Raw genomic sequence first — 21,607 nt, 5'->3', positions numbered from 1 at the left:
TCAAAAACCCCTCAACGGAGGTCGGTGTGGGCCACGCGTTCCGCATCCGGGAGATCGCTCGCCAGGCAGGACTCAGCGAGGCGACCGTGGACCGGGTTCTGAACACGCGAGGGGGGGTACGGCCCGACACCACCGCCGAAATCCACCGCGCGATCGCCGACCTGGAACGTCAACGCACCCAAGTCCGCCTCACCGGCCGCACCTTCCTCGTCGACCTCGTCATGCAGACCCCCGAGCGCTTCTCCGCCGCCGTCCGCCGGGCACTCGACGCCGAGTTACCGCTGCTCCGCCCGGCCGCGATCCGCGTGCGCTACCACCTGCGCGAAACCGGGACACCGGATGACCTGGTCACCACGCTCGCCCGCATCCGGCGGCGGGGCTCGGACGGCGTCATCCTGAAGGGGCCGGACGTACCGGACGTCGTGCAGGCGGTCGACGACCTCGCCGACGCGGGCGTTCCGGTTCTGACGCTGGTCACCGACCTACCCGGGAGCCGACGCGCGGCTTACGTGGGCATCGACAACCAGGCGGCGGGCGCCACCGCCGCGTACCTGATCTCCCAGTGGCTCGGCGACCGGCCCGGCGACGTGCTTCTGACGCTCAGCCGGGGCTACTTCCACGGCGAGGAGCAGCGCAAAGCCGGTTTCCGGGCGGCGCTGGGAGACCGGAGCGTCGTCGAGATCGACAACAGCGACGGGCTCGACCGCACGATGCGTGGCCTCGTCGAACGCCTGCCGGCGGGCGACCTGGCCGCGGTGTACTCGGTGGGCGGCGGCAACGCGGCGATCGTCGAGGCGTTCGGTGCCCACCGGCCGGTCTTCGTCGCCCACGACCTCGACGCCGACAATCGGCGGCTCCTGCGCGAGGGCGCGCTGTCCGCCGTGCTCCACCACGACCTGAACCAGGACGTGCGCCGCGCCTGCCACCTGCTGTTACGCATCCACGGTGCGCTGCCGGGGCCGGTGGTGTCGATGTCGTCGAACATCCAGGTCGTGACGCCGTTCAACGTGCCGTTGCCCCCAGATCGGCCTCACGCGGAGGCCGCACCCTAGGCGCTGTCTCCCATACCGTAGGTAACCGATGACAACGCTCCTGCTTTTCGAGTCACGGATCGATGACTCCAAGGCGCGCACGGTGGCCGGAATCGTGCTCGCCATGATCGTGGCTGCACTGCTGCTGGTCCTTTTCGCGGGTCTGCCGGACGCCGTCGGTTCCGGCGGTGACGCCGTACGCACCGAGACGTGGCTCTACCGCGTCGACGCGCGCGACACCGACGGCAACTGGGCGGTGTACGAGTGGAGCGTCGCCGCCGGGCCGCGCCGGGCGAGCGAGATGCAGTCGCGGAAGTACCACTGCCAGCGGCTCTCGGACAGCCACTCGTGCCGCGCCACTGTCGTCAGCAGGTTCACCGAGCGCGACCCCGCGGCCGAGCAGCGCCGCATTCTGTGCCAGAACCACCGGGTCGACCACGGTCGCCTGCCCGCGGGCATGACCTCCTGTTAACTGGTCGCCATGCGGACCGCCACCCGCGTCCTCGGCTCCCCGAGGGGGACCGCGGTCAGCCGAAGTCTCGTTCCAGGCCCTGCACCAGGTACCTGATGTGCAGGTCGAACAGGTGATCCGCCTGTTCGGACGTGACGCCCTGCAGCACCGCGGAGCCGATCGTCGCCCAGCAGAGCAGTTCCACCGCCTCGACCGCGGCGCGGCCGCCGAACCCGCCCTCGTCGCGGAGGATCGCGACGAGGACGGTGGCAGCGGGTAGGAACGGTGAGCGGCGCAGGCCGAGCAGCCGACGCATGTCCGGGATCGTCGTGAGGCGGTCCCGGAGTGCCGACACCCAGCGGACGGCGTAGTTCTGCCAGGCCTCGCCGGTTCGAGGCGCGGGCGCCACGTCGGCCAGTAGCGCGTCGGCCACGGCGTCGAGCAGCGCCTCCTTGTTGCCGACCCGGCTGTAGAGCGGCACGGGCGACACCCCCAGCCGGGCGGCGACGGTGCGCATGCTCACCGCGTCGAGACCGTGCTTTTGCAGGATCTCGACGGCGGCGCGGACGATCTCTTCTCTGGTGAGCTCAGACGGGGTCAAGTGAGCTGCCGACCAGCCACATGCTGTAGTACTGAGCGCTCGCGCCGTAGGCCTGCGCCAGCGCGACCTTCGCGCCCTCCACCTGGTGCTCCCCGGCCATGCCCCGCACCTGGAGCGCGGCCTCGGCGAACCGCAGAAGTCCCGAGGCGCCGATCGGGTTGCTGGAGAGCACACCGCCGGACATGTTCACCGGGAACGAGCCGTCGAGAGCGGTGTCGCCCCGCTCGACCATCTTCCAGCCCTCGCCGCGGTCGGCGAGGTCGTGGGCCTCCAGCCACATCGGCTCGTACCAGCTGAACGGCACGTACAGCTCGGCGCAGTCGATCTGCTCGCGCGGCCGGGTGATGCCCGCTGTCCGGTAGATGTCGGCCGCACAGTCCGCGGCGCCGACCGTCCACACCGGGTCGCGCCCCGGGAACGACGACGGCTCCGAGCGCACCGCGGACGCCAGCACCCACGCCGGCGGCCGCCCGTCCGACGCCGCGGCCTTCCCACCGGCCTCGTCGGTGAACACGACCGCGCACGCGCCGTCCGACGACGGGCACGACTCCAGGTAGCGGACCGGCTCCCACATCATCGGGGAGTCCTTGACCTTCTCGATGCTGATGTCCTTCAGCTTCAAATGCGCGTACGGGTTCTTCAGCGCGTTGAGCCGGTCCTTCACCGCGACCATCGGCCCGATGTCGGCCGGCGCACCGGTCGTGCGGATGTACGCCCGCATGTACGGCGCGAACGCCCCACCGGCGCCCAGCGACGCGCCCTTGCCCGAGCCCAGTGCGAACTGCGCGTTGCCTTCCGACTGTTTCTGGTACGCGACCGCCAGAACGTTCTTGTGGACGCCGGACTCGACCAGATGTGAGGCCACGATCCCGGTCGTGCCGCCGACGGACCCGGCGGTGTGCACGCGGAACATCGGCTTGCCCGCGGCGCCGAGCGCATCGGTGAGGTAGAGCTCGGGCTTCATCACGCCCTCGAACAGGTCGGGCGCTTTGCCGAGCACGACCGCGTCGATGTCGGCCCAGGTCAGCTGGGCGTCCTCGAGGGCGCGGGTGGCGGCCTCGCGGACCAGGCCGCCGAGCGACACGTCCCAGCGGCGGGTCTTGTGGTGGGTCTGGCCGATGCCGACGATGGCGCAGGGCTTGCTGCTCACCGGGATCCCTCCAACACGCAGACGAGGTTCTGCTGGAGGCAGGGACCCGAGGTCGAGTGCGCGAGTGTTCGGTTCTTGCCGTGGTCGCGGATCTGGCGGGCGGCTTCGATCACGCGGACGAGGCCGGTGGCCATGACCGGGTTGGCGGCCAGGGGGCCGCCGGACGGGTTGATCGGAACGTTGTCGAGGTTCATCGCGGCCGCGAGGAGTGGTTCCTCGTGGGTGAACGCGGTCTGGAGTTCGGCGACGTCGAGGGGGGCGGTGTCGCCGCCGGCGGCTTTGAATGCTTTCGTTGCGGACTTCGAGGTGCGTAAATCGCGGACACCCGGTTGGTGCGGTTCGGCCGAGTGGGCGAAACCGGTGATCCAGACCGGGTGGTCGGTCAGCTCGCGTGCCTTGTCGCCGCGGGCGATGATCACCGCGGCGGCACCGTCGGTGATCGGCGAGACGTCGTGTTTCCGCAGGGGCGCCCGGATGAAGTCCTCCTTGAGCAGTGCGTCGACGTCGTACTCGCCGGACACCTGCGCGTAGGGGTTGTCCTGGGCCTCCCGGCGGGCGCGGGCGGCGATCTCGGCCAGCTGGCGTTCGGTGACCAGCCCCTCGTCGAGCAGGACCCGGGCCTGCAGCGCCGCGAACGAGAGCGCGTCCGCACCGAGCGGAGCGAGGTAGTACGGGTCCATCTCCATCGGGTAGATCGTCGCCGGGTCCGCCGTCGACGACCGGCCGGAGCCCATCGCGATCGCGACGTCGATGTCACCGAGCTGCAGGCGCACCCAGGCCTCGTAGAGCGCCCAGGCGCCGTCCATCTCGACGTGCGAGTCGCGCTTCGGCGGCCACGCGCCGACCGCGTCGATGTTCTGCACGAACGAGAACGCCTGCCCGGCGACGTAGTCACAGGAACCGGCGCAGGAGAAGTCGACGTCGGCGCGGGTGATGCCGGCGTCCTCGGTGGCGCCGGTCACGACGTCGAAGAGCAGGCGGGCTTCGGACTTGTCGGTGCGCCGGACCATGGGAGTGAGACTCCAGCCGACGATCGCTACAGGTTCAGTCATGTCAGAAGATCCGATTCACGATCGTCGGGTCGTCGAGGTCGGGTTCACCGGTGGGGGTCCAGCCGGCGAGTTCCTGCGTGCCGTCCTGTTCCGTCCAGACCGCCTTGACGCGCAGGCCCGGGCGGACGTCCCCGTTCGGCAGGTCGACGACCGGCTGGTAGGCGTGCACGGCGTCCGCCTCGTCGGACAGGACGTGGACGCGTGCGAAGGGCTCGGTCTCGGTCTGGCCCGGGTACTGCACCGGGGTGATGATCGTGAACGTGGTGATCGTGCCGGTCTGCGGCAGCTCGAGCTCGTGGGACGCGTTCAGCGGGATCGCGCAGACCGGGCACGCCTGCTGCAGACCGGTGTAGATCCGGTTGCAGTTCGGGCACTGCAGCCCGACGATCCGGCCCTGCGCGAACGCCTTGGCGAAGACGAGCTGGGTCTCCGGGACCGGCGTCGTGTACGCGATCTGGGCGTCGTAGTTCATCATCGTGACCGGCTCGGCGGCAGGCCCCTCGTCGTCGTCCGGCGGAACGGGCTCCTCGCCGGGGACGAACGCTTCGAGGTCGGTCATGTGCCCGACGCGCTTGGCGCGCCAGCGCGGCGCCACCCGCATGCCGGTCTCCATGGCCGAGACGTCGCCGGCGTCGACAGCGTGCAGCAGCGTCGTGTCGGCGCCGTCGAGCTGGATCAACGCGAACGCGAACGGGTGCTGCAGCGGGTGCTGCGCGGAGGGCCGGGCCACCCAGCACCACGAGCGCACCGTGCCGGCGGGGCCCACCTCGACGAAGTCGGGCTCGAGTTGCTCGGCGGTGTCGGGGTCCCACTCCAGCGGCGGAACGATCACCCGCTCGCCGGAACGGATGCCGACGAGACGCTTCTCGGTCAGCTGCGTCAGGAAGTGCCCGATGACCGGGCCCAACGACCGCTTGTACGGGAACCGCACGGTCGACTCGACGAACGTTGTCACATCCGACCCTTTCGTCGTCGCAAGAACGCGTTCTAGATTACGGTGTAATTCCAGTGCTGCGTCAAGCGGAAGGACTCGGGTGGCCGCTGCTTCGGAAGGTCGCGTCCGGATCGAGGACCACGGCCCGGTGCGGGTGGTGACGTTCGATCGGCCGGATCGGGCGAACGCGTTCGACGCGGCGCTGTACCGGGCCGCTGCGGCGGCACTGGGCTCCGCCGAGGTTGACGACGAGGTCGGCGTCGTGGTGCTCACCGGCGCCGGCCGGTCGTTCACCGCGGGCACGGACCTCGCCGAGATGGCCGCCACCGCCGAGGGATCCGGCGCCGCAGACGGCGCCGTGTCTGACGGCGGTGCGCCCGCCGGGCACCCGTTCGACGTGTTCCTCGACGCGGTGCTCGCGTTCGGGAAGCCGTTGATCGCGGCGGTGAACGGGGCGGGGGTCGGGCTCGGGCTCACGTTGCTGGCGCACTGCGACCTGGTGCTGGTCAGCGAGGGCGCGCGGCTCCGGGCCCCGTTCACGCAGATGGGGGTCGTGCCCGAGGCCGCGAGCAGCTACCTGCTCCCCGAGCGGATGGGCTTCCAGCGGGCGGCCGAGGCGCTTCTGACGTCGGACTGGATTTCGGCAGTTGACGCAGTTGCCTGTGGCCTTGCACTGCGCGTGTACCCGGCCGACGAACTGCTCCCGGCCGCGATCGCGCTCGGTGCGAAGATCGCCGCGCATCCGGCTGCCTCGGTGCGGGCCACGAAGGCGCTGATCACCGCGGCACGCCGGGACGCCGTAGCGGATGCCCGGCGACGCGAGGGCGCGGCGTTCGGCGAGATCCTGCGGTCGCCGGCCATCGGCGCGGCGATCCGCGGCCACCTCGAAGAATCGAAAGGTGCCTGATGAGCGAGCCCTTGGTACTGGTCGAGGCGGACGGGCCCGTCCTGACCGTCACGCTCAACCGACCGGAGAAGCGCAACGCGACGAACGCCGAAGTGCTGTGCCGGCTGCTCGACGCGTGGAAGCTCCTCGACGCCGACGACTCGCTGCGGGTGGCGATCCTGACCGGCCGCGGCCCCACGTTCTGCGCGGGCATGGACCTCGCGGAGATCGGACGCCTGCGCGCGGGCGTGCGGGACAACGAGTGGATCGTCCGGCTGCAGGACGAGCCGGGGATCCCGCTGGCCGCGTATCTCAAGACGTACCGGCCGACGAAGCCGATCATCCTGGCGGCCGAGGGGGTCGCCAGGGCCGGGGGAACCGAGATCCTGCAGGGAACCGACATCCGGGTCGCGGGGGAGAGCGCGGTGTTCGGCGTCACCGAGGTGCAGCGCGGGCTGTTCCCGATGGCCGGGTCCGCGGTGCGGTTACGTCGCCAGATGGGGTACGCGGTCGCGGCGGAGATGCTACTGACCGGGTCGGACATTCCCTCTCGGCGGGCGCTGGAACTCGGGCTGATCAACCACGTCGTGCCGGACGGCCAAGCGCTGACCAAGGCGCGCGGGATCGCCGAGCGCATCGCCGCGAACGGGCCCCTCGCGGTACGCGCGATCCTCGCGACGCTGCGGGAGACCGAGACGCTGCCCGAAGCGTCGGCGTTCGAGATCGAGGAGGCGCTCGGCCGGTCGGTCATGGCGTCCCAGGACGCCGCCGAAGGTCCCCGCGCGTTCCTCGAGAAGCGCGCCCCGAACTTCGTCGGCGCCTAGACCGTCACCTCCGCGCCGTCGCTCTGGAGGATCTGGTGGAGCTCCAGGCGTTCGATCGTGCTGCCGACCGGCAGCTCCCACACCCAGGTGACGGTGGCGCCGGTGCCGGGTTCGTACTGCTCGCCGAAGATCGTGATGTCGTCGTTCGCGGAGATCGACGCGGTCGAGTTCGCGAGGAACTTGTGCCCCTTCTGGTCGAAGGCCGCCTGGGACTGCACCTCGATCGCGATCGGACGCTCGCCGACGTTCTTCACGGTCGCTGTCGCCGTGCAGTACGTGGTGCCGGCCGCCGGCTCCGTGCGCAGACCGGTGACCCCGCACTGCACCGCGGTCACCGTGAACTGGGTGTGGACGTCGCGGACCGGTTGGTTCAGCGCGCCGTCGGTGCTGTCGGGGTGCCGGTCCCGGGTGGCGTAGAGCACCGTGCCGACGACACCGAGCACCAGGCACAACGCGGCCGCGCCGCCGATCAGCGCGACGAGGAGACCGGTGTTGGACTTCTTCTTCGGCGGCGGCCACGGGAGGTAGGTCATGGTCGGCGAGGATAGCGATGTGCGGGAAGGGCAAGAGCACGAGGAACTTGCCGGAGGCTTCTGAGGAGTCAGCGGCGTTCCAGTTGCCACAGGCGGGTCGTACTGTCGCCGCTCGCCGTCGCGAGCAGCGTGCCGTCGGGGCTGAACGCCACGTCGTAGACCGCGGTGCGGTGTTCGCGGAGCACCTGGAGCCGTTCGTGGTCGGCGACGTCCCAGAGCCGCGCGGTGGCGTCCTCACCGGCGGAGGCGAGCGTGCGGCCGTCGGGGGAGAACGCCACCTCGTAGACGCTGCCGTCGTGGCCGGTCAGCGGCGCGCCGATCTGCCGACGGTCGGCGACGTCCCACAACCGGACCGTACCGTCGGATCCGGCGGTGGCCAGCATCGAGCCGTCGGCGCTCCACGAGACGCCCAGTACGGGGCCTTCGTGGCCCTCCAGAGTGCCGGTTCGTTCACGCGTGGCGACGTCGACGAACGTGATGACGCCGTCGCCGCCGGCCGCGGCGATCCGATGCCCGTCGGGGCTGAACGTGACGTCGAGGACGTCGCCGCGGTCGTACACGTCGATCACGGTGGCGGTGAGCGTGGCGTCCCACAGGTGGACGCTTCCGCCGGTGTCGCTGGTCGCGATCCGGTCCTCCCGGCTCCACGCCACGGCGGTCACCCCGATGGCCTGGCCGGACGTCGGGCCGGTGCGCTGGACGCCCGATCGGACGTCCCACAGTTGCAGCGGCCCGCCGACGAACGCGACCGTCCGGCCGTCGGGGGAGAACGCGACGCTGCTGACCGGGAGCCGGTAGTCGACCTCGAACGTCCGGAGCGGCAGCCGTTCGGCGACGCTCCACAGCGTGGGCAGGCGGGTGTCGCCGCCGGTGACCAGCATCGTGCTGTCGGGGCTGAACGCGACGCTGCGCACGATGTCGGCGGCCTCCCCGCCGTCGTCCAGCGTCGCGACGAGCCGCGCGCCGGTGATCGTGTCCGACGGCAGGTTCGTCCAGACGACGACACCGAGGACGACGATCGCGGCCGTGGCGGCCGCGGCCCACCACACCAGGCGCGGCACACGGACATCGGGCAGCCGTAAGCGTGGCGGACGGTCCGCGCCGCCGTCGTCCAGCACGTCCACCCACTCACCGTACGGTCTACGAGGGCGCGTGCATCCCGTACCCGAGCTCTTCGGCGGCCACGGACCAGAAACTCTCCGCATCCTCGACGGCGACCGGGTCGATGCCGCGGAACCGCTCGAGGAGCTCCTCGCCGGCGGCTTCCCAGAACTCGTCGACCTCGTCCTCGTCGTCGGGCACCGACGAAGGCTGGAGGGCCACGCTGTAGCGCGCCGCGAACTCCGCGAGAGCGTCCGGCGAGCTGTTGATCACCGACTCGTCGCCGTCGGGACCGACCAGCAGCACCGTGCCGTCCTCGCGGTCGACGACGATGCTGGACAGGCCCTCGTCGACGGCGATGCGGGTACGGCCGTTGCCGTCGGGGCCGATGCCCCAGTCGCCGGGGTAGGGGAGCGTGAGCTCGCCGTCGAGGACGTCGGCGAGGGCGGCGGCGATGTCGGTGTCGCTAAGTGGCACGTGCGCACCTTAGAGGTGGCGGTCAGTCGGCGTTGATCCAGGCCGGGAGGCAGCGGATCAGGGCCTCGACGAGCTCGTCGGGCGTCCGCTCGGGGTGGTCGGTCGCGAGCCAGGCGCCGAGCACCCCGAGGACGCCTCCGGCGAGGAAGTGGGCGGTGACGACGGGGTCGGCGTCGGGCGGGCGGTTCTCGTTGCGTTCCAGCGCTTCGATCGTGTGCTGCACGTAGGCGTCGGTGATCGCTTTCTTCACTGTCGGCGCGGCGCCGGGGCCGAGCAGGTTCACGTACGACCCGCGGCGCTCGGCGACGAAGCCGACGATGTCGGCGAGCGCGCGGCGGCTGGCCTGCACGCCGGTGAGTGCGCCGCCGGAGCGCAGCACGATGTCGGCGTTGACGACGAGGTCGAGCAATTCGCCGAGCGCGTGGACGGCGAGATCCTCCGGCGACGCGAAGTGCGTGTAGAAGCTGGTGCGGTTCACGCCGGCGGTGCGGGTGAGCGCGGCCACCGTCATCTGTGCCGGATCCTGCGTCCGGACCGCCTCGTGAAACGCCGCGAGCAGCTTCTCCCGGGTGCGCACGGCGCGCGGGTCGGTGTTGTCGATCATCGGCCGCTTGGAGCTCACGACCGCCGACCGTAGGGGAGAAGGAGGCCTGTCGTCTAGCGGCGTTGCCAGCGTCGACCTAGCTCGCTCGAGGTGGGGCCGGTTCCCGGCAGGACGGTGGTGGCGGCGCCGGGTCGGAGGGCGTCGAGCTGGAGGGCGAGGTAGCGACGGCGCAGCTCCGCTGTGCGTTCCGGTTCGCCCAGGCGGACGGCGGCTAGCTGTTCGAAGAGCATCGAGACGTCGGTGGGTTGCAGGTCGTTGCGGAGCGCGCCGGACGACTGGGCGCGGGCGAAGAGGTCGTTCCCGAGTGCGGTGGCGCGACCTGCCAGCGCGCTCAGCTCCGCGGTCGTGGTGAACGTGCCCGCGAGCTGGACGGTCAGCGAATGGACGTCGGCCTCGACGATTGCGGTGACGAAACCGGCGAAGGCGTCCCAGGGGTCGTCGACCGTGGCGGCGTCCTCCGCGATCGCGACGAACCGGGCCAGGCCCTCGCCGCACAAAGTCCGGAGCAGTTCGTCCTTGCTGGCGTACCTGCGGTAGAGCGCGCCGACGCCGACGTGGGCCGCTTCGGCGACCGCGGACATGGGGGCGGACGGGTCACGCAGAAACACGTCGCGGGCGGCCTCGAGGATCGTCCGGTCGTTGCGCGCGGCCTCGGCCTTGCGCCCACTCAGTCCTGGCATGACGTCAGCATAGCTCTTGAACGGAACGATCCATTCCGATAGGCTGGGCGGACCGAACGGAACAGTTTGTTCCGTTCCGAATCAGGGGAGACGCGCGATGTCCTGGACGGTTCTGGAGCAGGCTCACGGCGCGCTGCGGTCGGTCGTGGCTGGCATCGGCGAGGACGACTGGGCCCTGTCCACGCCGTGCGAAAAGTGGAACGTCGCCCAGGTCGTGCGGCACGCGACCGGCGACCAGCTGGGGTATGCGGCGGCGATCACGGGCAGCGGCGGGCCGGCGGAGGACCCGTTCGCGCCGTCCGCGGGCCGGCCCGCGGCGGCCGCCCTCGACGAGGCGCTGGCCGCCGCCGCGGCGGCGTTCGCCACCGTCGAGCCGGGCACTCCCGAGGTGCCGTGCCCGCTGCCGCTCGGGCCGCTGCCGGCCGAAACCGTGGTCAGCGCCGCCGCGCTCGACGCCGTCGTCCACGCGTGGGACGTCGCCGTGTCGACCGGGCAGCCGTCGCCGCTGACGCCGGAGCTGGCCGAGCAGGTGCGGCCGGCGGCCGCACTGATCGCGGGAGCCCTGCGGGCGTTCGCGTTCGGGCCCGCGCTCGACGAACAGCCCGGCGACGACGCGGCCGCCCGGCTGCTGCGCTTCCTCGGCCGTCGTCCGGAGTGGACGCGCTAGCGGGGTGCGTAGGGCGGCCAGTTCGACGGCTGGGTGATGTCGGCGGTCCGTTCGACGCTCGCGGTCGTGGCGCGGCACAGCTCACGGAAGTCGCCGCTGGTAATCTCCTTGGTGGCGCGGTAGTTGCAGGTTCCGGTGACCTTGAGGTCGCTCGCGGCCATCACGACCGTGGTGTAGTTCTGCTGCTGCGTGACCCGGGTGGGACGGTCCTGGTAGGTCTCGGTCGGTGCGCCGATGCCGTTGCCGAGCGTGTTCGCGTTCGTGCTGATGAACGTCGACGCCGGGCCCGCGAACGCGACGGTCGCCGCAGGGCTCGCGGTCGGGCTCGCTGTGGTCTGGAACTCGGCGAGCTCGAAGCCCTTGGGCGTGGTGACGGTGTAGGGGAGCCGGGTCTGCGCGGTGAGGTCGACCGAGATCGACTTCGCGACGCGGGTCGCGAGGTTCAGCGGGTCCTTGACGGCGCGCACGGTGACGTAGGCCCAGGCGCCCTGGGCCCACTGCCAGCGGAGCGCGTACTCGCCGTCGCCCATGTCGTCCCAGGTGGAGGGGTGGCCAAAGATCGTCGGGCCGCTCGTGGTCGCCCGGGGGGCGTTGCCGATGGGTGCCGGGCGCTTGCTGTCGAGGGACGTCACGCTGACCGAGACGGAGCTGTACGGCTCGGAGGAGTAGGCGTAGACGACCAGTGCGGTCGTGCTGGTGAGGGTGCCTCGGTCGGTCAACGAGTCCGGTACGCCGCTGATCTTCAGCACGCTGCGTGCGGGGTCGAAGCGCTTGGGGGCGGTGGGTGGGAGGCCGTTCTCGACCGGGGCCCGGTTCTCGGGGAGGAACGCCGAAAGGCCGGGTTGTTCGACGACGTGCTCGGCCGGTTGGTACGCCGGCGGTGCGGCGCGCTCACCGTCGATCTTGTGCGCGAATGCGGCGACCGTCACGGTGACGACCAGCACCGCCGCCGCGGCAGCAGCGACGAACGAGCGTACGCGGTAGGACCGGCGCGACTCGGCGATCTCGGCGACGCGGTCGTAGTCGACGGGCGCGGGGGGAGGTGCCTCGGCGAGCACCCGATCGAGCAGCATCCGGGTCGTGGACTCGTCCATGGTCAGCTCCTGGTCCGGGCGGGGGCGGTGCCGTCCGGTTCGACGTGGGGCAGGGCACGCCGGAGCGCGGCGAGGCCCTTGGCGGTCTGGCTTTTGACCGTGCCGGGGGAGCAACCGAGCGTGTAGCCGGTCTCCTCGACGGACAGGTCGGAGTAGAAGCGCAGCGCGATGACGGCGCGCTGCCGCGGCGGCAGGCCGGCGAGCGCGGCGCGGACCGCGACCGCGTCGGCGGCGTCCGGGTCGGTGGACGACGCGGTGTCCGGCAACCGGTCGACGAGGACCACACGGCGGGCCCAGTTGGTGCGGCGCTCGGACAGGAACGTGCGCACCAGCGTGGTGCGTGCGTAGGCGTGCGAGTTGGTGGCGGCCATCGCCCGGTCCCACTTCAGGTACAGCTTGACGAGGGTGTCCTGCACCAGGTCGTCGGCGCGGTGCCGGTCCTGGCACAGCAGGTACGCGAGCCGATGCAGCGCGGGTAACCGCACGTCGACGTACTCGCGGAATGCCTCGCCGGGCCGTTCGCTCACGCCGCTGTCCTCCGCTAGTCCGTACCGCCCCTCTCCCTAGACCCCCGAACTCCCCACCGGGTTGCCCGCGATTGCCAACTTCTGTCGAGAGCACCGCACACGACGAGTGCGATGCGGCCCACCCCGGGCCCGCGATGGACAAGCCGACGAACAGCGTCCACGGCGGCACGTCAGCGGCCGTCGACCCGGAGCATCAGTCTGACGGCGACGAGGATGTTGCCCGAACGGTCGGAAAGCATGGATGTCAGCTCACCGTGTCGGGGTGGAAGTAGTCGCGCAGGTGGGCGATCGCGCCGTCGCGGAAGCGGAAGACCTGGACCAGGAAGACCGGCGGGGCGTCGGTGAACGCGGCGTCGAGTTCGGCGATCAGCGTGTCGGGGTCGGGGTGGTGCAGCACCAACCGCGAGCGCTCGCCGTCGACGGTTCCGCCGCTGGGCGACGACTTCGCGTAGTACTCGGCCAGTCCGCACCGGATCTCGTCGCGACCCTCGAGCCGGTGCGGGAACACGTGCCCTTCGGGCACCAGCGGTGCTTCGAGGACGCCGTCCTCGGTGAACAGATCCGCGACCGCGTCGGCGTCCCGCCGCATCGCACCGGCCCAGACGTACTGCTGATACATCGCCTCGGTGTCCATGCTCAATCTTATCGGCGGGACGCGATCAGGGTCTCCACGCCGTCGAGGATGCGGTCGACGCCGAAGTCGAGGGCCTGGTTCGTCTTGCCGCTGGCGGCGGCGGAGGCGAATGCGGCCGTGACGGCCGGGAAGCGGTCCTCGCGGCCGGTGAGGATGGCCTGGAAGCCGCTGGTCAGCGGGTCCTCGGCCGACACCGTGTCGTACGCGCGGGTCTGTTCGCCGAGGCTGCGGACGTGGCCGGTCAGCACTACGACCGTGTCGAGCGTCTCCGCACCGTCGAGCCCGGAGTCCGCGAGCGCGGCGACCGCGATCTCCATCCAGGTCAGCTCGTTCGGCCCGATCAGGCGGGCACCGCGGGTGGCCTCGAGCGACCACGGGTGCGCGTAGAAGCGCAGGAACAACTCCCGCGCCCAGGCGGTCAGGGCCGCCCGCCAGGACGTGGCGTCGACCGCCGGGGGCCGGCCCAGTCCGATGTCGACCATCAGCGCGACCAGCTCGGCCTTCCCCGGCACGTACCGGTACAGCGCCATCTTCGTGACGCCGAGGCTCTCGGCGACGCGCTGCATCGTCACCGCGGAGAGGCCTTCGCGGTCGGCGATCTCGATGCCGGCGCGCGCGATGCGTTCGGTGTCGAACGCGGGGCGGGGGCCTCGCCGGGGTGTGGGTCGCTCTCCCCACAGTACGTCCACGCGAACCTCCAGCGAATCGTCGGCAACTGCGTCTAGCGTAATCTGTATCCGACGGATACAGTTTTGACCATGACAAAAAACGTGCTGATTTCCGGCGCCGGCATCGCCGGTCCCGCCCTCGCCCTCGCGCTCGGCCGCCACGGCTTCGGCGTCACCGTCGTCGAGGTCGCGCCCCACCTCCGCACCAGCGGCTTCGCCGTCGACTTCCGCGGCCCCACCCACCTGGGCGTCCTCGAACGCCTCGGCGTCCTCGACGAACTGCGTGAGCTGCAGACGCACGGCAGCGCGATGTCGGTCGTCGACGAGGCCGGGCGCGAGATCTTCCGGCTCCCGCCCGAGTTCACCGGCGGGGAGCTCGAGGTGCTGCGCAGCGACCTGTCGGCGACGCTGATGCGGCACAGCGCCCCGACCACCGAGTATCTGTTCGGCGACGCGATCACCGGCCTCACCGAGACCCCGGACGGCGTCCACGTGGAGTTCCGCCACGCCGCGGCCCGGACGTTCGACATCGTCGTCGGGGCCGACGGTATGCACTCCGCCGTCCGGCGCCTGCGCTTCGGTCCTGAGCAGGACTTCGTGAAACACCTGGACTACTACATCGCCGGGTGGGCCGTGCCGACCACGAGCACCGACGCGCAGCACTACGGCGTGCCCGGCAAGCTCGCGTCGGTGGGCGCCGGGAACGCCATGATCGTCTTCGCCGCGCCCGAGTTACCGGTCGATCTCCACGACCTGGCGCAGCAGAAAGACCTGATCAGCAGCGTCTACCACGGCCTCGGGTGGCGCGTCCCCGAGATGCTCGCCGCGCTGCGCGACGCCCCCGAGATCTACTTCGACTCGATCAGCCGCGTCTCCGCGCCAGCGTGGACGACCAACCGTGTCGCGCTGCTCGGCGACGCCGCGTGGGGCGTCACGCTCGGCGGGATGGGCGTCGGCACCGGGCTCGTGGGCGCCTACGTCCTGGCCGGCGAGCTGGCCGGCGGCCGGCCGCTGAGCGCGTACGAGGCGCACATGCGCCCCTACGCCGGCCGCTGGCAGAAGCACGCCCACCCGGGCCGCTTCCTCGCCCCGCGCACCCGCCACGGCCTGTGGCTGCGCAACCGCCTGTTCAGCACGGCGCTGGTCCGCAAGTCACTGCTGCTCAGCACCGACTCCTTCGCCAAGGACCCGGCGCTGCCCACGTACGCCTAGTAGGCCCGCGGCAGGCGGTAGCCGCGTTCGGCGAGCACCGTCCGGAGGCGGTCCGGGTAGTCGGTGATCAGGCCGTCGACACCGGCGTCGATCAGCGAGTTCATCGTCGCGGCGTCGTCCACCGTCCACGGGACGACCTTCAGCCCGGCCTCGTGCGCCTCGGTCACCAGCGCCTTCGTGGTGTACGGGCGGTAACCCGGGTCGGTCACCTTCCCGTTCTGCGGGTCGCCGTGCACCGGGGAGATCGCGTCCGCGCCGAACGACTTCACGGCTTCGACGAGGCTGCCGTCGAAGTCGTCGATGTCCAGACCACCGAGCCACGGCGACGCACCCGGCCGGCCGGGCTGCAGGAACTGGTCGCCGTTGGTCAGTGCGACGATCGGCAGCCGAGGCTCGACCTGGCGCATCCGCATCAGTGAGCCCCAGTCGAAGCTCTGGATCGTCACCTGGCGCAGCAGCCCGGAACGGCGCACCTGCCGGGCGACGACCTGCACGAACTGCTCGCGCGGCGCGGTCTCGCTCGGTGCGCCGGCTTCGACCTTCGTCTCGACGTTGAGCGTGACGTCCCACGCCCGGTAGCGACGTACCAGCGCGAACACCTCGGTGAGCAGCGGCATCTTCGCGCCGGGCGAGGCTTTCTGGCCGGGGAACTCGGGCTGGGTCCTCGAGCCGCAGTCGAGCGTGCGGACCTGGGCCAGCGTCAGCGTGTTGACGTACTTGCCGACGTACGGGAACTCGGGGTCACCCGCCTTCACCGGGGCGGTGTCCGTGCATTTCTTCGCACTGACCTGACGGTCATGGGTGACGACAGCCGCGCCGTCCTGTGTGATCTGGACGTCGAGCTCCAGTGTGCTCACGCCGATCTCGAGCGCGCGGCTGAACGAGGCGATCGTGCTCTCGACGGTGAGGCCGATGCCGCCCCGGTGGGCTTGAAGGTCGAATTTCGGAGGCTTCGCGGCGGCAGGCGCGGCGGGAACCAGGACGACGGCGGCTGCTACGGCAGCGATGAGTCGGCGCACGGCGCCGAGCCTGGACCTCGTAATTGACGTCGAGAACAATGCGGGACCAAATGGCGCTGAACGGACCCCACCGATCAAACCATGTAGCTGGGAATTGCAGATTTGCGATTCACAAGTCCCTCGTCACAGATTTGTAGCCGTCAGGCTGTGTTCATGAGCGTTCTGTATCGATAGCCTGACGCACAGGTGAACAGGCCGTTGCGAGGGGAACTGCTCATGTCGGCACCTTCGATACCGGGCACGGAGGATCGCTCCGTTCCGACACTCCGGTTACGACAGATACTCCGCACCTACTGCTGGAACTTCGACCCCAGTGGTATCGCGGATCTCCGCGCCAGTGTGGACGATGGCCACTACTCGTGGTTACGAGACGATCTCGCCCGTGCGATGGCGGCCCCGGCGGCCGCTCCGGCGGCCTCCGGCTGGTGGCACGAGTCGATCGGGGAGTTCGGCGGCTCGGTGGTCGCGGCACAGCGCGATCTGTGGCGTCGGCTCTTTCCCGGGCACGCCGTGCCCGGGGTCTGAGGCCGCTACTCCGCCGGCGCCCGCATCCACCGACCGGTTGATTCGGTGATCGACCAGGCTTCCCGATAGGCGGGACCGCCGGGTCGATTCGACGCACCGCGCCCGGCGAGAGCCTTCTGGCATGGCAATCATCGAAGTGGACAGGCTCGTCAAACGCTACGGCGCCCACCGTGCGGTCGACGAGGTCAGCTTCGCCGTCGAGCGCGGCGAGATCTTCGGCATCCTCGGCCCCAACGGGGCCGGCAAGACGACCACCGTCGAATGCATCGAGGGACTCCGTGTCCCGGACAGCGGATCGATCCGCGTCTGCGGCCGCGACCCGCAGCGCGACCACCGGGAACTCCCGACGGTGCTCGGCGCCCAGCTGCAGACGAGCGACCTCCCCGACAAGCTCCGGGTCGACGAAGCCCTGCAGCTCTTCAGCTCGTTCTACCGCAAGCCCGCGGACTGGCGCGAGCTCGTCGATGCCCTCGGGCTCGCCGACAAACTCCGCACCCCGTTCCGCAAGCTCTCCGGCGGGCAGAAGCAGCGCCTGTCGATCGCGCTGGCCCTCGTCGGCGACCCGAAGGTCGCGGTGCTCGACGAGGTCACCACCGGTCTGGATCCGCAGGCACGCCGCGACGCGTGGCACCTGATCGAGCGCGTCCGCGATCGCGGTGTGACGGTCCTCCTGGTCACTCACTTCATGGAGGAAGCGGAACGGCTGTGCGACCGGCTGGCCCTGATCGACGCCGGTCACCTCGTCGCCCTGGACACCCCGGCCGGGCTGGTCGCTGCGGCGGCCGGTCGGCAGCGCCTCCGGTTCCGCCCGTCCGCGCCGCTCGACTCCGCGGTGCTGGCCGCTCTCCCCGAGGTCAGCTCGGTCGAGGAGGCCGGTGGCCAGCTCGTCGTGACCGGCACCGGGGATCTCCTGTCTGCGGTGACCACCGTCCTCGCCCGCCGACAGATCACCGCCGCCGAGCTGCGCGTCGAACAGACCACTCTCGACGACGCGTTCGTCGCGCTCACCGGCCACCGCGCCGAGCACTGAGGAGACCACCCGTGCCGAGCACGAAGGAGATCACCGTGCCTGCCTTCACCACCCTCACCGTCACCGAGACCAAGCTGCTGCTCCGGGAACCGATCACCGCGTTCTTCGCGCTCGCGTTCGCTCCGATGCTGCTCGTCATCCTGGGGCTGGTGCCCGCACTGCGCGAGGCCGACCCCGAGCTCGGCGGCGCCCGGGCGATCGACCGCTACCTGCCGATCCTGGTCGCAATGGGCGTGGCGATGTTCGCCCTCAGCGGCCTGTCGCAACTGTTCGCCTCCTACCGCGAGAAGGGCGTGCTCCGACGGTTGCGTACCACGCCGGTCGCGCCCGGGACGATGATCGGCGCCCAGCTGGCGATGGCCCTGGGCCTGTCGGTGATCACGCTGCTGCTGATGCTGGTTCTCGGGCGCTGGGCGTTCGACGTCCGCCTCCCCGAACGGCCGGTGGCCTACCTGCTCAGCTTCCTGCTGATCGCGCTGGCGATGTTCGCGTGCGGGCTCTTCGTCGCGGCGTTCGCGCCGAACACGAAGGCCGCCAGTGCGATCGGAACGCTGACGTTCTTCCCGCTCATCTTCTTTGCCGGGCTCTGGGTACCACGGACCGCGATGAACGACGTTCTCCGGACGATCAGCGACCTGACTCCGCTCGGCGCGGGCGTGCAATCATTGCAGGACGCCGCAGCCGGTGAGTGGCCGCACCTGCTGCACCTGGGCGTCCTGGTGGGATGGACGGTCGTGGCCGGTGGGCTCGCGGCGCGATACTTCCGGTGGGAGTGAGCAGGTGAGCATCGAGGCCGAGCTCCGCGCGGAGACCGACCGGTGGGAACGCAAGGAGAACGCGGTCCACCACGCGCTGCCGTATCTCCTGCTGGCGGTCAGCGCGGTGTTCCAGGTCGTCAACCCGGTGGCGCCGCTGGCGCCGGTGCTCGGTCTCACGGTGGTCACCGCCCTCTGGCTGCTGTGGTTCCACACCCTGCACCCGGACTCGGCTCCCGGCCGTTACTACCTGGGCCTGATCGTGCTGGCGGCCGCTCTGGTGGCGTTGTCGCCCTGGTTCGGTTTCTTCGCGTTCATCGGTTACCTGCAGGCGCTGCACTACTTGACGGGCCGGCGGCGTTACGTCGGCGTCGTGGCGACGGCCGTCATCACGTCGGTCGGCTTCCTGGGCGGTCTGGCCACCATCCGCGAGCACTCGTTGTGGGGGCTGTGGATGGCGGTGATCGTGGTCACCAGCGCGCTGGCGTGCGCCTCGTTCTCCACCTACGAGATGAGCGGCCACCAGAGCGAACAGCAGAAGCGGGCCGTCGCGGATCTGCACGAAGCGAACGTCACGCTGGCGACCACGATGGCGGAGAACGCGGGCCTGCAGGCGCAGCTGATGGTGCAGGCGCGCGAAGCGGGCGTGCTCGACGAACGGCAGCGGATGGCGCGGGAGATCCACGACACCCTCGCTCAGGGGCTCGCCGGAATTCTCACCCAGCTGCAGGCCGCCGAGGAGACGCTCGACGACCGCGAGATCCTGCTCCGGCACCTGACGAACGCGACGAACCTCGCGCGGGAGAGCCTCACCGAAGCGCGTCGGTCCGTGGACGCCGTGCAGCCGTCCGTACTGGCCGACGCGCGTCTTCCGGAGGCCCTCGGCGAGGTCGCCGACCGGTGGTCGGAGGTCCACCGGATCGACGCGACGCTGACCACCACCGGCGACGCCCGACCGATGCACACCGACATCGAGGTGGCGCTGCTGCGCGCGGCCCAGGAGGCACTCGCCAACGTCGCCAAGCATGCACGCGCGGGCCGGGTCGGCCTCACGCTCTCCTACATGGAGGACCTGGTCACCCTCGACGTGCGTGACGACGGCGTCGGCTTCGATCCGCTGCGTTCGCCGGGCTCGCTCGACGGTGGGTTCGGCCTCGCGGCGATGCGCCAGCGGGTCGGACGCCTCGCCGGGCGGCTGGAGATCGAGTCGGAACCGGGCGGCGGCACGGCGATCTCCGTGGCCGTGCCCGCGCTCGAAGCCGGGGGACCGGCATGATCTCGGTGCTGATCGTCGACGACCATCCCGTCGTGCGTGACGGCTTACGCGGGATGTTCACCGCCGACCCGCGCTTCGACGTGGTCGGCGAGGCCGCGGACGGCGCGGAGGCCGTCGTCGCCGGTGAGCGGCTCCGGCCCGACGTGATCCTGATGGACCTGCGCATGCCCAGGACCGACGGCGTCTCCGCGATCAAGCAGCTGGCCGCACGCGGGGTGCCCGCCCGTGTGCTGGTGCTGACCACGTACGAGACCGACAGCGACGTCCTGCCCGCGATCGAGGCCGGTGCCACGGGCTACCTCCTCAAGGACGCCCGGAAGGACGAACTGTTCCACGCGGTGGAAGCCGCCGCGCGAGGACAGGCGGTGCTGTCCCCGGCGGTGGCGACGACGTTGATGGGCCAGTTGCGGCAGCCCGCGTCCGAACCGCTGTCACCCCGGGAACTCGAGGTCCTGCGGCTCGTCGCCGGGGGCAGCACGAACCGGGAAGCCGCCCAGCAGCTGTTCATCAGCGAGGCGACGGTCAAGACCCATCTGCTGCACGTGTACGCGAAGCTCGGCGTCAGCGATCGGGCAGCCGCCGTGGCCACCGCGTTCTCCCGTGGCTACCTGACCCCGTGAGCCTCGCCGAGGCTGTTGGTACGGGCCACGTTGCCCAGCCACAGCAGGCTCGGCTTCGGCGTCCGCGCGAACGTCGTCCGGTCGACGGCGATTAGCCCCATCGTCGGGCCGAACCCGGAGAACCACTCGAAGTTGTCGAGCAGGCTCCAGTGCAGGTAGCCGCGCACGTCGGCGCCGTCCGCAATCGCGGCGGCCAAGCCGCGCAGCGACCCCTCGGTGTACGCGATGCGCTGGGCGTCGTCGGCGGTCGCGATGCCGTTTTCGGTGATCACGATCGGCGTGCGCGGCAGCACCTCGCGCACGCGCCGCACCGACGCGCCGAGCGCCTGCGGCCGGTACTCCAGGTGGGCCTGCGTCAGGCTCTCGGCGGGCGGCGCGACCGGCCCGTCCGGTCCGATGCGGGCACAACTGTAGACCTGCATGCCGACGAAATCCGCGTCGCCGGCCGCCTCGAGGAACTGGTCCTCGAACGCCGCGCGGTGTTCACGGAGGCGCTCCGCACCGCCGTCTTCGGCGATCCACTCCTGACCGACGAGTGCGAGCCCGACCGGCGCGGTGCCGCGCAGCACCTCGACGCTCCGGCGGTGGGCGTCGAGAAACGCGTCGGTGAGCGCCTGATCCGGTTTCGGCAGCCCCGCGACCGGCTCACCGCGAGCTGCCATCGCGGCCAGCACCGGCAGCGCGGCGGCGAGGTTCGGCTCGTTGAGCGTCAGGATGTGTGAGGCGTCGCCGAGGATCGGAGCGGCCACCTCCGCGAACCGCGTGAACCGGTCGCTGGCCTTCGGACCGAGCCACGAACCGTCGTTGTGGAACCACCGGGGCGTCGAGAAGTGGCACAGCGTCACGACCGGGGCCAGGCCACGGTCGCGGCAGCCGTCGATCATGCGCCGGTAGTGGTCGAGCGCGGCCCGGGAGATCTCGCCCTCCTCCGGCTCGATCCGGCTCCACTCCAGACTGAAGCGGTAGGCGGTGCACCCGGCGTCGGCCAGCAGGTCGAGGTCTTCGCGCCAGCGGTGGTAGTGGTCGACCGCGTCGCCGCTCTTCTCGACGAACGGCGAGTGCTCCTCGTGCTCCCACTGCCAGTAGTGGTTGTTGACGTTGCCGCCCTCGACCTGGTGCGACGCGGTGGCGGCGCCCCAGAGGAACCCGTCGGGGAAAGTGGTCACGCGGGGCCTCCGGAGTACGAGAAGTCGGTGAACGTGACGGTGCCGGCGACCGCGTAGAGCCCGCTGCCCGCCCAGAGCGCGGGGTATCTC

Annotated in this window: 26 protein-coding genes; 11 read left to right on the top strand and 15 right to left on the bottom strand. The window is 70.9% G+C overall.

Annotation, left to right across the window (positions count from 1 at the left end; all coding sequences use genetic code 11):
- Nucleotides 1-26 precede the first annotated feature (26 nt).
- Nucleotides 27-1,052, top strand: a complete 1,026-nt coding sequence (locus tag ACGFY5_RS12285) for a LacI family DNA-binding transcriptional regulator (protein ID WP_392719656.1) — start codon at nt 27-29, stop codon at nt 1,050-1,052.
- A gap of 28 nt (nt 1,053-1,080) precedes the next feature.
- Nucleotides 1,081-1,503: a hypothetical protein gene (locus ACGFY5_RS12280; protein ID WP_392719655.1), complete on the top strand. Its 423-nt coding sequence runs from the start codon at nt 1,081-1,083 to the stop codon at nt 1,501-1,503.
- Between the two features lie 55 nt (nt 1,504-1,558).
- Here ACGFY5_RS12280 and ACGFY5_RS12275 read toward each other — a convergent pair whose 3' ends face one another.
- From ACGFY5_RS12275 to ACGFY5_RS12260, 4 genes are read right to left on the bottom strand one after another with little or no spacing between them, the layout of a single operon-like run.
- Nucleotides 1,559-2,083 carry a TetR/AcrR family transcriptional regulator gene (locus tag ACGFY5_RS12275; RefSeq protein ID WP_392719654.1) on the bottom strand — a complete coding sequence of 175 codons (525 nt, stop codon included), beginning with the start codon at nt 2,081-2,083 and terminating at the stop codon, nt 1,559-1,561.
- Nucleotides 2,070-3,233: a thiolase domain-containing protein gene (locus ACGFY5_RS12270; protein WP_392719653.1), complete on the bottom strand. Its 1,164-nt coding sequence runs from the start codon at nt 3,231-3,233 to the stop codon at nt 2,070-2,072. The genes ACGFY5_RS12275 and ACGFY5_RS12270 overlap by 14 nt, the downstream gene beginning before the upstream one ends.
- The gene (locus tag ACGFY5_RS12265) at nt 3,230-4,285 is read right to left on the bottom strand and encodes a lipid-transfer protein (RefSeq protein ID WP_392719652.1); all 1,056 of its coding nucleotides are present in this window, start codon (nt 4,283-4,285) and stop codon (nt 3,230-3,232) included. The genes ACGFY5_RS12270 and ACGFY5_RS12265 overlap by 4 nt, the downstream gene beginning before the upstream one ends.
- Nucleotide 4,286: 1 nt before the next feature.
- Nucleotides 4,287-5,240, bottom strand: a complete 954-nt coding sequence (locus ACGFY5_RS12260; protein ID WP_392719651.1) for an OB-fold domain-containing protein — start codon at nt 5,238-5,240, stop codon at nt 4,287-4,289.
- A 79-nt stretch (nt 5,241-5,319) separates the two neighbouring features.
- Here ACGFY5_RS12260 and ACGFY5_RS12255 point away from each other — a divergent pair, with 79 nt between their 5' ends.
- Together ACGFY5_RS12255 and ACGFY5_RS12250 are read left to right on the top strand one after the other, a co-directional pair.
- Entirely contained in the window at nt 5,320-6,126 is an 807-nt protein-coding gene (locus ACGFY5_RS12255) for an enoyl-CoA hydratase/isomerase family protein (RefSeq protein ID WP_392719650.1), read from the top strand.
- Nucleotides 6,126-6,929 (top strand): crotonase/enoyl-CoA hydratase family protein, encoded by an 804-nt coding sequence (locus tag ACGFY5_RS12250; RefSeq protein WP_392719649.1) that lies wholly within the window; start codon nt 6,126-6,128, stop codon nt 6,927-6,929. The genes ACGFY5_RS12255 and ACGFY5_RS12250 overlap by 1 nt, the downstream gene beginning before the upstream one ends.
- Here ACGFY5_RS12250 and ACGFY5_RS12245 read toward each other — a convergent pair.
- From ACGFY5_RS12245 to ACGFY5_RS12225, 5 genes are all read right to left on the bottom strand, one after another.
- A complete protein-coding gene (locus tag ACGFY5_RS12245) occupies nt 6,926-7,462 on the bottom strand; it encodes a DUF4352 domain-containing protein (RefSeq protein WP_392719648.1) in 537 nt (178 codons plus the stop codon). The two genes, ACGFY5_RS12250 and ACGFY5_RS12245, sit on opposite strands and share 4 nt — an antisense overlap.
- Before the next feature lie 68 nt (nt 7,463-7,530).
- The gene (locus tag ACGFY5_RS12240) at nt 7,531-8,586 is read right to left on the bottom strand and encodes a WD40 repeat domain-containing protein (protein WP_392719647.1); all 1,056 of its coding nucleotides are present in this window, start codon (nt 8,584-8,586) and stop codon (nt 7,531-7,533) included.
- A 16-nt stretch (nt 8,587-8,602) separates the two neighbouring features.
- Nucleotides 8,603-9,040: an SUKH-4 family immunity protein gene (locus ACGFY5_RS12235; RefSeq protein ID WP_392719646.1), complete on the bottom strand. Its 438-nt coding sequence runs from the start codon at nt 9,038-9,040 to the stop codon at nt 8,603-8,605.
- A gap of 22 nt (nt 9,041-9,062) precedes the next feature.
- Complete coding sequence (locus ACGFY5_RS12230; RefSeq protein ID WP_392719645.1) at nt 9,063-9,662, bottom strand: TetR/AcrR family transcriptional regulator; 600 nt, start codon at nt 9,660-9,662, stop codon at nt 9,063-9,065.
- Between the two features lie 35 nt (nt 9,663-9,697).
- Nucleotides 9,698-10,324, bottom strand: a complete 627-nt coding sequence (locus ACGFY5_RS12225; protein WP_392719644.1) for a TetR/AcrR family transcriptional regulator — start codon at nt 10,322-10,324, stop codon at nt 9,698-9,700.
- Between the two features lie 97 nt (nt 10,325-10,421).
- On the opposite strand from ACGFY5_RS12225, the gene ACGFY5_RS12220 reads away from it, so the two are divergent.
- Nucleotides 10,422-10,991 carry a TIGR03086 family metal-binding protein gene (locus tag ACGFY5_RS12220; protein ID WP_392719643.1) on the top strand — a complete coding sequence of 190 codons (570 nt, stop codon included), beginning with the start codon at nt 10,422-10,424 and terminating at the stop codon, nt 10,989-10,991.
- Here the strand turns inward: ACGFY5_RS12220 and ACGFY5_RS12215 are convergent.
- The 4 genes from ACGFY5_RS12215 to ACGFY5_RS12200 form a co-directional block, all read right to left on the bottom strand.
- On the bottom strand, nt 10,988-12,085 hold the full coding sequence (locus tag ACGFY5_RS12215; RefSeq protein ID WP_392719642.1) for a hypothetical protein: 1,098 nt from the start codon (nt 12,083-12,085) through the stop codon (nt 10,988-10,990). The genes ACGFY5_RS12220 and ACGFY5_RS12215 overlap by 4 nt on opposite strands.
- 2 nt (nt 12,086-12,087) lie before the next feature.
- Nucleotides 12,088-12,612, bottom strand: coding sequence for a SigE family RNA polymerase sigma factor (locus ACGFY5_RS12210; protein ID WP_392719641.1), 525 nt, complete (start codon nt 12,610-12,612; stop codon nt 12,088-12,090).
- Nucleotides 12,613-12,856: 244 nt separating this feature from the next.
- Nucleotides 12,857-13,246: a nuclear transport factor 2 family protein gene (locus tag ACGFY5_RS12205; RefSeq protein ID WP_392719640.1), complete on the bottom strand. Its 390-nt coding sequence runs from the start codon at nt 13,244-13,246 to the stop codon at nt 12,857-12,859.
- Between the two features lie 8 nt (nt 13,247-13,254).
- Entirely contained in the window at nt 13,255-13,935 is a 681-nt protein-coding gene (locus ACGFY5_RS12200; RefSeq protein ID WP_392719639.1) for a TetR/AcrR family transcriptional regulator, read from the bottom strand.
- 69 nt (nt 13,936-14,004) lie between these two features.
- Here ACGFY5_RS12200 and ACGFY5_RS12195 point away from each other — a divergent pair, with 69 nt between their 5' ends.
- The gene (locus ACGFY5_RS12195) at nt 14,005-15,126 is read left to right on the top strand and encodes an FAD-dependent monooxygenase (RefSeq protein ID WP_392719638.1); all 1,122 of its coding nucleotides are present in this window, start codon (nt 14,005-14,007) and stop codon (nt 15,124-15,126) included.
- Here the strand turns inward: ACGFY5_RS12195 and ACGFY5_RS12190 are convergent.
- Nucleotides 15,123-16,145, bottom strand: coding sequence for a glycerophosphodiester phosphodiesterase family protein (locus ACGFY5_RS12190; RefSeq protein WP_392719637.1), 1,023 nt, complete (start codon nt 16,143-16,145; stop codon nt 15,123-15,125). The genes ACGFY5_RS12195 and ACGFY5_RS12190 overlap by 4 nt on opposite strands.
- 216 nt (nt 16,146-16,361) lie before the next feature.
- Here ACGFY5_RS12190 and ACGFY5_RS12185 point away from each other — a divergent pair, with 216 nt between their 5' ends.
- The 5 genes from ACGFY5_RS12185 (at nt 16,362) to ACGFY5_RS12165 (ending at nt 20,351) form a co-directional block, all read left to right on the top strand.
- Entirely contained in the window at nt 16,362-16,670 is a 309-nt protein-coding gene (locus ACGFY5_RS12185; protein WP_392719636.1) for a hypothetical protein, read from the top strand.
- A gap of 121 nt (nt 16,671-16,791) precedes the next feature.
- Nucleotides 16,792-17,700: an ABC transporter ATP-binding protein gene (locus ACGFY5_RS12180; protein WP_392719635.1), complete on the top strand. Its 909-nt coding sequence runs from the start codon at nt 16,792-16,794 to the stop codon at nt 17,698-17,700.
- A gap of 11 nt (nt 17,701-17,711) precedes the next feature.
- Nucleotides 17,712-18,476, top strand: a complete 765-nt coding sequence (locus tag ACGFY5_RS12175; RefSeq protein ID WP_392719634.1) for an ABC transporter permease — start codon at nt 17,712-17,714, stop codon at nt 18,474-18,476.
- A gap of 4 nt (nt 18,477-18,480) precedes the next feature.
- Complete coding sequence (locus ACGFY5_RS12170) at nt 18,481-19,731, top strand: sensor histidine kinase (protein ID WP_392719633.1); 1,251 nt, start codon at nt 18,481-18,483, stop codon at nt 19,729-19,731.
- On the top strand, nt 19,728-20,351 hold the full coding sequence (locus ACGFY5_RS12165; RefSeq protein ID WP_392719632.1) for a response regulator: 624 nt from the start codon (nt 19,728-19,730) through the stop codon (nt 20,349-20,351). Before ACGFY5_RS12170 ends, ACGFY5_RS12165 begins: the two co-directional genes overlap by 4 nt.
- On the opposite strand, the gene ACGFY5_RS12160 is transcribed toward ACGFY5_RS12165, so the two are convergent.
- Nucleotides 20,336-21,517, bottom strand: coding sequence for a glycoside hydrolase family 1 protein (locus ACGFY5_RS12160; protein WP_392719631.1), 1,182 nt, complete (start codon nt 21,515-21,517; stop codon nt 20,336-20,338). The genes ACGFY5_RS12165 and ACGFY5_RS12160 overlap by 16 nt on opposite strands.
- Nucleotides 21,518-21,607: the final 90 nt, after the last annotated feature.

Source organism: Cryptosporangium sp. NPDC048952, assembly GCF_043197895.1.
In the GTDB taxonomy this organism is placed as follows: domain Bacteria; phylum Actinomycetota; class Actinomycetes; order Mycobacteriales; family Cryptosporangiaceae; genus Cryptosporangium.
Note: the sequence above shows the minus strand (reverse complement) of the source record. Positions and strands in the feature narration are given on the sequence as shown.